This is a genomic window from Bartonella sp. AA74HLJMH (genome assembly GCF_042197045.1).
In the GTDB taxonomy this organism is placed as follows: Bacteria; Pseudomonadota; Alphaproteobacteria; order Rhizobiales; family Rhizobiaceae; genus Bartonella.
This window is the reverse complement of the sequence record NZ_JBHIRJ010000156.1, coordinates 1-577: the sequence shown is the minus strand read 5'-3', so window position 1 is coordinate 577 and position 577 is coordinate 1. Positions and strand designations below refer to the sequence as shown.

The 577-nt window shown below is 43.5% G+C and carries 1 pseudogene; it reads right to left on the bottom strand.

Annotation, left to right across the window (positions count from 1 at the left end):
• Positions 1–35: 35 nt before the first annotated feature.
• Positions 36–577 (bottom strand): annotated as a pseudogene (locus tag ACFINH_RS10320) (phage tail protein); the annotation flags it as partial.

Here is a 577-nt window from a genome sequence, read left to right as displayed (position 1 = left end):
CAATTGCAAAGGGTAAACCACTTTCATGCTTCATATTAAAACCTCAATAAAATCTTGAATTGTTCGCGAACATCGGCACGCAAAGGAATATTGATAGGCGTTTTGAGTATCTCTACACCGCCATTTAGCTCATCAGCCCCTAACCAAAGTTTGCCAAGAGGGGTTTGTTGTGCAAGACAGCCATGAACGAGAAGGGAAACAGCGGCGGCTTGTTTGTCCTCAACATCTTCAAAATCTGTGCGGGCTGCAAGAAACAACAGAGTGCCTGTTGTAGAAGGGTTAAATCTGTTGCCACAATGGTTGTAAACACCCTCTAAAACCTGCTCTACAGGCTGGACAATGTTGCATCGGCGATACCCAATCAGAGTATTGTTTTCGTCTCTTAAAGCCAAATAAAGGGGACGATTTTGGAACCACTCTGCCATGAGTATATCGCGTTCATGTTTTTTGACCGAACACCACGGAAAATTTGCCAAATCCCAAGGATAATCAATTTGGTTCCAGCTTAACTCTTCATCCCCATCATCTATCCAATTACCAATAAGCCTGCCTTCTTCTCTTGTGAGCGTGTGATTGA